Source organism: uncultured Victivallis sp. (assembly GCA_944389935.1).
Taxonomy (GTDB): Bacteria; Verrucomicrobiota; Lentisphaeria; order Victivallales; family Victivallaceae; genus Victivallis.
Genome location: CALXOE010000077.1, coordinates 1 through 10,262, shown reverse-complemented (window position 1 = coordinate 10,262; position 10,262 = coordinate 1). Strand labels below are relative to the sequence as shown.

Genomic DNA, 10,262 nt, shown 5'->3' with positions numbered 1-10,262 from the left:
CTTTGGAAAGGAAGAATTTTTAAGAAAAAGTCAGAAATACCACAAAACGACTTGACAAAACCTAACATAGAAGGACAAGATAATGAAAAGAATTTTTTTATTACCGACTTTACTAATTCTCCTCTTGAGTAATGGGTGTCGAACCTATTTCGGATATGAAGCGACAACCACAGAAGAGGATATAAAGAACTCATCTCAGTTGATTTCCTCAAAATTCAAAGGATATCAAATTGAGCTTGATGGCTCGCAAATTAGGGTTTGGGAAAAGTATGAAGACACATATCAAAAGGACGTCGCAGAAATTGAGCATCGAGAACATGTTTATGTAGGTAACGATCCTGCTTTTTGTCTTGTCGCCTTACCTTTTCGGGTGATAGGAGATATTTTGGTATTAGCTCCTATTTCCAGAGATTGGCATCTTGCTACAAATCCACCTAATTTTTTTACCCGGTTAACATATATTCCCCCCTTTAGCTATTTCGCTTTTTTTAGAAATTCTCCCTATTGGATTGTTGATCCTAAAACACTGAAAGAAGGTGAAAATATTGAACAACTTTCAGATGGAAATGAAAGGGTAATAACCAAAACAATTGAAAAAGAACATGTGGAGCTAACACGAAAAAAAGTTACCTTTCAAGTTCCGAGAAAAAAAGCTGTCACTGATGGAAATATTGTCGTACAGTTAGAAGAAAAATCATCAAGATTAGACTTAAAATCTCCCTTCATTACATTGGGAATGCTAAATCGGGAGCCATATCCAGCTCGTTTAATCAACGTAATTGTCTGCTACAAAGAACACAATGTTCAACTTCAATTGGATAGCCGGGAACTGTTGTCGCCAAATGAACAACTGCAGCAGGGGAGAAAATATTTTGCAGACAAAAATTTCGATGAAGCTTTGAAATGGATTCAAAAAGCTGCAGAACAGGGAAATGCAACGGCTCAGGGTCTTCTAGGATTCTGCTATTTCGAAGGCAAAGGCGTCAAAGCAGACGCCGAAAAAGCGGTTTACTGGTGTCAAAAAGCTGCAGAACAGGGAGAGGCAAGGGCTCAGGTTCTTCTAGGAGTCTGCTATTTCGCTGGCAAAGGCGTCAAAGCAGACGCCGAAAAAGCGGTTTACTGGTGTCAAAAAGCTGCAGAACAGGGAGAGGCAGGGGCTCAGGCTCTTCTAGGAGCCTGCTATTTCGCTGGCAAAGGCGTCAAAGCAGACGCCGAAAAAGCGGTTTACTGGTATCAAAAAGCTGCAGAACAGGGAGATGCAACGGCTCAGCGTCTTCTAGGAGTCTGCTATTTCGAAGGCAAAGGAATTGAAAAAAATCTAACTCAAGCCCAATATTGGTTGGAACTGGCAGCCGCGCAAAATGATACTGATGCTATTTCTCGCTTGAAAAAACTCAAAAAAGAACTTGAAGAAGAACTCCAATGGAAAAAAGAACGGGAACACATAGAGGAAGAGTTTATCCGTTTCAAAAATATTCATGATCCCGAGATTGAAATGGTAAAAAATGGAGTATTTCTCTTCGATCAAAGTCGAACAATAGAGGAAGCTTTCTCTGCTCAGCTGGATAATATTCGCTGGCGAAAATTCCGTACTAAGGAGAATCGGATCATTGTTGAGGTTATAGGAACTTGGAATAATGACACTTATGGAGAAGACAAAGTAAAACGTAACTTTGTTTCAACTCTTGCCGGAATTGATTTTATCTGGGCGCTTTATCCTAAGAAAGGAGAAGAAATAATGGCACAGTTTGCAATTAATCGTTCTTCAGTGTCTCCATTTTCTTTATACCGGGGAGAAATCCGAGATAAAACAGGAAAAATAAAGGTAGTAGATCTGGGAGTAATTAAATATCCAGCCATTGCTGATTCAAGTGAATTGTACTTGACGAAAAAGGGATTCTTGGAATTGATGTACGGAAATGAGGAATTACGCGATGGACTCGACGCTATTGATGACTCCATGAAAGGTTTGGAAAATATTCTACGGAAATGAAAATGGGAGATTAAAAGCTCAGGATCTTATTTCTACAATATTGCAGAAACAGAAATTTGATTCCCATTGAGCATCTTTAAGGACAAAGTCTCGACTGTTCTTGCGACCCGCTCCAGCTTCATGTCTCTTAATTTTTCGGCCACCGGCCGCCCCGCATCCGGCCGCCCCCCGTCTTCCCGGAAGAGCGGCCGGATTCCGCGCATCAACGCGGATCTTTCTGCGGTTGCCCCCCCTGCATCGCCGCAATGGCGATGGCAAGCGCGGCAAGTTCATCCGGATCATCCGGCTGTGCCGATATTTCGACCTGCTCCGCCGAGACCGGCAACGGCTTCGCCGCCGTGCCGAACCGGCGGATGAGCAGCGTCATCATGTGAATCAAAAACGCTACGAAGAGCGAAATCACTATCGTCAGAAGATAGGTTTCCCCCATAATCATCCATGCTTGTTCCATAGTGAACACCTCCTCCTCAGGAATTCTGCAGCAGACTGATGTAGATGGCCGCGATGATCGCGGTTGTAATCACGCCGAAGATATTCACCCCCAGCGCGTAATGCATGATGATCGCATTCGGGTTCGCCCGGGTGACGCACTTCTGCGCGACTTTCGCGGTGGAGGGCACGCAGCTGACTCCCGCAATGCCGATGACCGGATTGAACTTCCCGCGGGTGACGAAGTACATGAAATAACCTCCCAGAATGCCGCCGACTCCGGAGAGCGCCAGCGCCGCCATGCCGAAGATCAGCAGCGGCAGCACCTTGGGATTCATGATCGTCTTCGCTTCACAAAGCACTCCCAGCAGAAGTCCCAGCGTCAGAGTCGAACCATACAAAACGATTTCACTGACCAGATGCTGGAATTTTTCCAGCCCCGATTCCCGAATCGCAATCCCGAGAAACAGCGAGAAGAAGAGCGGCGACGCCACCGGAAACAGAAACGAGAGCAGCACGCAGGCGACAACCGCAAAGGTCAGCTTCTGCCCGCTTGTGATCTTCAGTTTCGGATCGTCCGGCGGCATCTCGATGGCCTGCAGCTTCTTCGGTACCAGAAGCTTGACCAGATAGGGAAATCCGCCGTAGGCCAGCCCGAGGTACATGTAGGCGACCACGGTGATCGGCACAAAAAGATGGGGCGAGAGCTTCAGCGAGGCGAAAAGCACCATCGGCCCGTCCGCGCCGCCGACCAGTGCGATCGAGGCCGCGTCCTTGAGATTGTACCCGAACAGACTCGCCAGCGGCAGCACCAGCAATGTCCCCAGCTCCGCAAACAGCGCGATGATGGCCGACACATACGGCCGCTTCATCACGAAACCGACGTCCAGAAGCGAACCGATGCCGATGAAGATCAGACAGGCGATGAGCCCGTTGCTGAAGGTCAGCGTGTAGACCGGCTGCAGCCAGTCGATCTGCATCAGCGTCATCAGATGGTCGTTGTTGCTGATCGTCGAGTCGAGAAAGAGGTTGTTCACGGCGGTTTCATCCACCGGCGTCTTGTTCGCCATGTTGATCGGGTCGAAGAACATCGAGGAGACATTGATCGTCGCCATGCCCAGACCCATGGGGATCATCAGCAGCGGTTCCAGAATGCCTTTGCGCCCCAGCCAGACCAGGGCGAAGCCGAGCAGCACCAGAACAAGCCGGACCGTGACCACCACCGGATCCGAGGCGAGCATGACGGCAAGTCCCTGAAACAGATCGAGAAAACTATTCATGACTCACCTCCCGTCAGCCCCGGATCACGGCGAGGAGCGCGCCGGACTGCACCTGCTCTCCCTCCGCGACCTCCAGCTTCGCCAGCACGCCTGCTCCCGGAGCGTTGATCGGGGTCTCCATCTTCATCGCTTCGAGCACCATCAGAAGCTGGCCGGCCTGGACGCTCTCGCCCGGCTTGACCAGAATGCGGACCACCGCACCCGGCAGTGTGGAGTGGACTTCGGTGAACTTATCCCCCGACGTCCCCATCGCGGCCAGACGGACCGGCTGCTCCTCGACGATGCCGTCCGCCAGCGTGAAATCGTACTGTCTGCCGTTGACCGACGCGGAATTTCCGGAGATCTTGACCGCGTAGTTTTTCCCGTTCAGCGTGACCGTGACAGCGTCCGACTTCGGCGCGGCGGCGGGGCTGCCCGTGGGTTCCGGCTTTTGTTTCCGATCGGTTTTCCGCACGCCGATGGTGCCTTCGCCCTTCAGGTAGCGGATTCCTTTTTCGCTGCAGCTTGCGGCGATGAAGATATTTTCGTCGGTGATCGGCAGATCGTTCGCTTCGAGCATGGCGACTGCGGCTTTGCGTCCCTTGGCCGGATTTTCGTCGTTGATGTCCAGCGGACTGCGGGTGGTCGGCTCCAGTTTCAGCTGTTCGGAGGCGATGCGGACGATTTCCGGATCCGGCTCCGCCGGCGTGCGGCCGAAATAGCCCAGAACCATCTTGCCGTACCCGTCGGCGATCTTCTTCCAGGGGCCGAACATCACGTTGTTGAACGCCTGCTGGAAGTAGAACTGACTCACCGGCGTGACCGAGGTGCCGAAGCCGCCCCGGGCCACCGCTTCGCCCATGGCGGCGATGACCTCCGGATATTTCTCCATGAGGCCGTTGTCCCGCAGCATCTGGGTGTTTGCGGTCAAGGCTCCGCCCGGCATCGGGAAGAACGGAATCAGCGGGTTGACCTGAGTCGCTTCCGGCGGCATGAAATAGTCCTTCATGGCCCGTTTGAGACTCTCTTCGAGCTTGATGATCTTCTTCACGTCGATATCCAGATCGTACTGCGTGCCGCGCAGGGCGTGCCACATGGTCAGAATATCCGGCTGGCAGGTGCCGCCGGAAAGGGGGGCGATGGAGAGGTCCAGCTGATCGGCTCCGCCTTCGAGCGCCGCGTGGTATGCCAGAACGCTGCAGCCGGCGGTCTCGTGCGAGTGGAAGACGATTCGCGCCTGTTCCCCGAGCAGATTCCGCGCCATCCGGATGGTTTCGTAGACCTTGCGGGGGGTGGAGGTCCCCGAGGCGTCCTTGAAGCAGACCGAATCCCAGGGGATGCCGGAGTCGAGAATCCGGCGCAGAATGGATTCATAGAACTCCACGGTATGGCCGACGCATCCCGGGGGCAGTTCCATCATGGTGATGGTGATTTCGTGTTTCAGGCCCGCTTCCGCAATGCAGGTTCCGCTGTAGAGGAGGTTGTTCACGTCGTTCAGGGCGTCGAAATTGCGGATCGTGGTGATGCCGTGCTTTTTCATCAGCTGCGCATGCAGCTTGATGATGTCGCGCGGCTGGCTGTCGAGTCCGACCACATTGATGCCGCGGGCGAGGGTCTGGAGGTTGGCGCTGTTTCCGACAATGCGGCGGAAGTCATCCATCACGCGGAACGCATCCTCGTTGCTGTAGAAATAGGCGGCCTGGAACAGCGCTCCGCCGCCGGCCTCAAAATGGGTGATCCCCGCCGCGGCGGCCTCTTCCACCACCGGCAGAAAATCCGAACTGAAGACGCGGGCGCCGAATACCGACTGGAATCCGTCGCGGAAAGCAGTCAGCATAAAATCAATTTTCTTCATCATTACACTCTCTCTGTTTTTATTTTTTGGGCATGAACGAGCAGGGGGGGTGCCGCAGAGAGTGTACGGGTCGATCCACTCCGGAGCGCTCCGGGATCCGGAATTCAGGCAAACCGCTCTGACTGTTTCGGGCAGAAAGATCGGGAGGTCCGGTTACAAATTCAAATGAGATGCGGAAAAGAGACACCGTACATTCACGCGACAGAATGGTTCTGCACGGTGAATGGGTCCGCTCTGGCCTTAAAACAGGGTGAAAGCCAGATCCACAGGTGCAGACGCGAGTTCATCGGCGGCGCGAAGCTGAAGCGCGTGGAGACGCATTCGGCAGGGAAACTGCCCGGCTTCAGCAGAAATACCGGACGGACCGACTGGGTGAGACGTGTCTCATTGGAACGGGTGAGAATTCTGCCGACGGTTTCGTAATTGCCGGAGAAGAATTCGCATTCATCGGATTGCCTCCGTGAGGCGTCCGTAAGCTGATGGTCGGCTTCCTGATTCCGGAACCGGCTGTAATCCTGAGGCGCGGCGTCGGGCGCGACGCCGGCGATGATGCCGGTAAAGATCAGCACCACTGAAAAAAGCAGGATTGCGGGCAACGGGTAACTTTTCATGGCAGAATCAGGCCTTTCAAAACATCAGATCTGATAATATACATCCGGAAAACCGGTTTTTCAAGGCCGCTCCCCGCAAAACTTCCCGGAAAGGGGGGCGAAAAAAGCCGGAGGAAACGCGAACGCTTCTTCCGGCTCCCGTTTTGCGGATCGTCTTTCCGCCGCTGCGCTACTACGCCCGGCAGATTTCGAGCAGCCGCTTCTCCCGCCAGCTCAGCGGCTCGGCCGCGAGGCGCTCGGCGAGACGGTTCGGAATTCCCCACTCCTTGAACTTCACGGCCGTCACCCCGCGGAACAGATTGTGCATCGGCTCATGCCGCGCCTGACTGTGAATCAACGTGTTGCGGAAGAGAATCGGCAGACGGAAATCCTCCGCTTCGAGAATCGGCAGCAGCCCGTCGGCAATCCGCCGCCGCACCCGCGCAAACCGCTCCCCGAGCGTCAGAACTCCGCGCCACGCGAACGAGAACGTCTGATAATCCGCCAGCCGTTCGCGCGCCAGATCGAGCAGCAGCTCGACATCTTCCTCCCCTCCGACCCGGCCGAGCAGATACGCTTCCGGCAGCAGACGCGGGTAGTTGTGCCGACGGCTCGTCGCCGGAACGTATTCGTCCCGCTCGAGCAGGAGCTTCCGCAGCGCGGGGGCCGCCGCCCCGTCTCCCGCCACCGCCAGCGCGATCGCCGCGTGGGCGGCCGCGTTCCGATCCTCCCCGTCGAGCAGCGCGAGCAGCGTGTCGCGGGTTTCGGCGAGGTGACCGGCGGCGTACCAGATCGCTTCGCCGGGCTTGTCGGAGCCGATCTCTTCGCGCCAGGTCTCGACCGGGAAACGGCACTCCGGCAGAATCGTCTCGTCGAGACAGCCGGAGGCGCGCAGACGCTTCTCGAGTTCATCGCGGTCGGTCTCGCGCACGTCGCCGCGGCCGTTGAGGAGCGCGAGCGCAGCGGCGATTCCGGCGACTTCCCCGGTTTTCTGCATGCAGCGCTGCATGCGCATGAGACTCGCGGTCAGATGGTCGACGCAGACGGCGCGGCCGACCACGAGCAGATTGCGGAAGTGTTTGACCGTCATCATTTCGAGCGTGATCGGCGCGATCATGTTCTTGCCCCAGAGACTGGCCGCGACCATCCAGTCGCAGCCGGTGTCGTCCTCAAAGGCCCAGTCCAGCGAGTGGCTGTCGAAGTTGCTGTATGCGTAGCTGAACGGGCGTTCGCGCCAGCTTTTGTCGATGACTTCCTGCGCGGTGAGCATGTGGTCGCACTCGATGAGCCGCCCCTCGCGATGGCCCGGCAGCTGCGTGAGATAGTAGAGCCGGGTCGGCTCCTGATTCCACGGCGGGGGGAAGCAGTGCAGCGAATTCGAGTCGATGATCGCCCGGTTCAACTCCCGCGCGTCGGCCGAGGTGGTGAATCCGGCGTCGAAGTTCGCGCTCGCGAACCGCCTGTCGTTGCGGAAAACCCGGACGCTCGAGAACGGCTGCGGCTGATGGTCGGATTCGCGTCCCTCCCGGAATCCGGCGCCGGCCAGCGCGCAGACGTCCCCGTTCCCGGTGCCGTCGATGAGTGCGCGGCAGCCGACGTCGCGGACGCCGTCGGGGGTCACCATGCGGACTCCGCGGATGGTCGCCCCGTCGTCGTCGAGCCAGACCGCGCAGATGTTCGAGTCGTAATGGATCTCGACGCCGGCGGCGAGCAGTTCGCGTTCGATGGCGATTCCCTTCGCGTCGGGGTGGAAGTGGCCGCCCTCGATGAATGCCAGATGGCGGATCTGCTGGGCGGCGTCGTCGGTTTTCTCGAAGCGGCCGCCGGGGAGTCCGTAGTAGTAACCTGCGATGCCGCCGGAAGTTGCGGTTCCTCCGGGCAGATGGAGTTTCTCCACGGCGCAGACGCGCGCGCCGGTTTCCGCAGCGGCGACGGCGGCGACGGCTCCTGCCGTGCCGAGTCCCGCGACGACGATGTCGAACTCGCCGGAAAATTCCGGAGAGCCGGAACTCCGGACTGATTTCTGATGGATCATTTCACATTTCAGCATGATTCATTCCCTCCCGAAGCAGATGCCGGCGTCGATCGCGAGCAGCGGATTGTCGAAGCGGGCGCAGTTGAAGAACGTGTGATTCGGCGCAAACTCGTACTGATCGCACGCCAGTTCGCGGACCTGCTGGCGGGCGATGGTGGCGATCTTGTTGAGTTTGAAGAAGATCTCCCGTCTTGAATTCCAGGCGTCGAGCAGGGTCTGACGGGCTTCGGGCCACGATCCGGCCGGGTCGGTCGGGACCGTGAAGAAGAGTTCGTCGTCGGTGCGTCCGGGGCGCATGGAGCCGACGGCGGGTTTCCAGAGCCGCATCATTTCGGCGGCGTTCGGGGCGACGGCGACGGCGGTCAGGCTCGCGGCCCGGCAGTTGGTGCGGCCGAACTCCGGATTCGAGAGGCACTCCGGGGTCGTGTCGATGATGCGCCGGGCGTGAAGTTCCTCGCTGCCGTCGGCGTCGAAGAGCGTGACGGTGAATCCGTCGCCGTCGGGGCGGATCGCGGTGATCTCGGTCCAGAGCCGGAACGTGTCGGTGTACGGCAGCAGCGCCTTGTAGAGGAACGGCGCGAGCATGAGCGAATCGCTGCGTTCGCCGTTGATCGCGGTGCGGTCGTCGAGGACGCGGTAGAGTTCGCGCGCTTCGGCCGAGCGCAGTTCGCTTTTCCAGTTCGAGGTGGGGGCGAATGTGTCGAAGTATTCGGCTCCGACGATCGCGCCGCGGTCGACGATGACGGTCGAGCCGCGCCCCGAGAGCGCGACTCCCGCGCTCCAGCACCCGGCTCCGATGACAAGGGTGTCGCAAGTGACCATTGGTGACTCCTGCTGGTGAATGATCTCCGAACTGTTTGAAAATATAAACCGTCCGGACCCGATTTCAACCGGATAGAACACTTTGCGGCGAAAACCTCGGCTTCGCAGCCGGAACCCGATTCTCCCCGCCCGGGAGACCGGAGAAAAACGGTTTTTCGTGCGGAATCGGATAGAACACTTTGCGGCGGCAAAAAAAACGTCCGGACACTTGCATAATCCGCCGGACGGATATATCTTAGAGAGAATCATGGCGGCCGTATCCGACGGCTTCGCGGTTGAATACAAGGAGTTTCTAAGATGAGTTTCTCAATGGTTTGCGAACAGGTGCTTGCGCAGCTCGAAAAGATCCGGATCGTGCCGGTTCTCGTGCTGAACGATCTCGATTCCGGCATGAAGATGTGCGAGATTCTCGTGGAGTGCGGGCTGCCCGCGGCGGAAGTGACGTTCCGGACGCCGGCGGCGGCTGCGATCATCAAGGCGGCGTCGGAGCGTTTCCCCGAACTCTATCTCGGGGCGGGGACGATTCTGAACGTGGCGGATCTGAAGCGCGCGTTCGATTCCGGGGCGAAGTTCGCGGTGGCGCCGGGATTCAATCCGACCGTCGTGCGCGCGGCGGTGGAGAACCATGTGGCGTTCGCGCCGGGGGTGTGCACTCCCTCGGAGGTCGAGCAGGCCATGGAGTTCGGCTGCCGGTTTCTGAAGTTCTTCCCGGCGGAGGCGGCGGGCGGGACGAAGATGCTCAAGTCGATCATCGCGCCGTACAAACATCTCGGCGTGCGCTTCATGCCGACCGGCGGCGTGACGACCGCGAACGTCATGGAGTATCTGGCGATCAGGGAGGTCGCGGCGGTCGGCGGCACCTGGCTCGGGAAAGCCGATGACATCGCCGCCGGAAACTGGGAGAAAATCCGCGACATCGTCAAGCAGGCGGTCGCGCTCAAGGAGGGGAAGTAAACCATGCTCACGTACAAGAAGCCGGAAGAGTGCCGTTTCGATGAAGTCAGTCTCGGCGAGATCATGCTGCGGTTCGATCCGGGCGAGGGGCGCGTTCACACCGCGCGCAGCTTCACGGTCTGGGAGGGGGGCGGCGAATACAACGTCGCGCGCGGACTGCGCCGCTGTTTCGGAATGCGCACGGCGGTGGTGACCGCGTTCGCGGACAACCTGGTCGGGCGGCTGATCGAGGATTTCATTCTTCAGGGCGGAGTTGCGACCGATTTCGTGAAGTGGGTTCCCTACGACGGGATCGGGCGGACCGTGCGCAACGGGTTGAATTTCG

Annotated in this window: 8 protein-coding genes and 1 pseudogene; 3 read left to right on the top strand and 6 right to left on the bottom strand. The window is 57.4% G+C overall.

What is annotated here, in order from left to right:
* Positions 1 to 82 precede the first annotated feature (82 nt).
* A complete protein-coding gene (locus Q0J85_RS14920; RefSeq protein WP_294483050.1) occupies positions 83 to 1,993 on the top strand; it encodes a tetratricopeptide repeat protein in 1,911 nt (636 codons plus the stop codon).
* Positions 1,994 to 2,195: 202 nt separating this feature from the next.
* On the opposite strand, the gene Q0J85_RS14915 is transcribed toward Q0J85_RS14920, so the two are convergent.
* The 6 genes from Q0J85_RS14915 to Q0J85_RS14890 form a co-directional block, all read right to left on the bottom strand.
* Complete coding sequence (locus Q0J85_RS14915; RefSeq protein ID WP_294483049.1) at positions 2,196 to 2,444, bottom strand: hypothetical protein; 249 nt, start codon at positions 2,442 to 2,444, stop codon at positions 2,196 to 2,198.
* A 16-nt stretch (positions 2,445 to 2,460) separates the two neighbouring features.
* Positions 2,461 to 3,702: a sodium ion-translocating decarboxylase subunit beta gene (locus tag Q0J85_RS14910; protein ID WP_294483048.1), complete on the bottom strand. Its 1,242-nt coding sequence runs from the start codon at positions 3,700 to 3,702 to the stop codon at positions 2,461 to 2,463.
* Between the two features lie 13 nt (positions 3,703 to 3,715).
* Positions 3,716 to 5,539, bottom strand: a complete 1,824-nt coding sequence (locus Q0J85_RS14905; RefSeq protein ID WP_294483046.1) for a biotin/lipoyl-containing protein — start codon at positions 5,537 to 5,539, stop codon at positions 3,716 to 3,718.
* Positions 5,540 to 5,730: 191 nt separating this feature from the next.
* Positions 5,731 to 6,147 (bottom strand): hypothetical protein, encoded by a 417-nt coding sequence (locus Q0J85_RS14900; protein ID WP_294483044.1) that lies wholly within the window; start codon positions 6,145 to 6,147, stop codon positions 5,731 to 5,733.
* Positions 6,148 to 6,319: 172 nt separating this feature from the next.
* Positions 6,320 to 8,176, bottom strand: coding sequence for an FAD-dependent oxidoreductase (locus tag Q0J85_RS14895; protein ID WP_294483042.1), 1,857 nt, complete (start codon positions 8,174 to 8,176; stop codon positions 6,320 to 6,322).
* Positions 8,177 to 8,179: 3 nt separating this feature from the next.
* The gene (locus tag Q0J85_RS14890) at positions 8,180 to 8,983 is read right to left on the bottom strand and encodes a hypothetical protein (protein WP_294483040.1); all 804 of its coding nucleotides are present in this window, start codon (positions 8,981 to 8,983) and stop codon (positions 8,180 to 8,182) included.
* Positions 8,984 to 9,280: 297 nt separating this feature from the next.
* On the opposite strand from Q0J85_RS14890, the gene eda reads away from it, so the two are divergent.
* Positions 9,281 to 9,937 carry a bifunctional 4-hydroxy-2-oxoglutarate aldolase/2-dehydro-3-deoxy-phosphogluconate aldolase gene (eda, locus tag Q0J85_RS14885; protein WP_294483038.1) on the top strand — a complete coding sequence of 219 codons (657 nt, stop codon included), beginning with the start codon at positions 9,281 to 9,283 and terminating at the stop codon, positions 9,935 to 9,937.
* A 3-nt stretch (positions 9,938 to 9,940) separates the two neighbouring features.
* Positions 9,941 to 10,262: pseudogene (locus Q0J85_RS14880) on the top strand (sugar kinase); the annotation flags it as partial.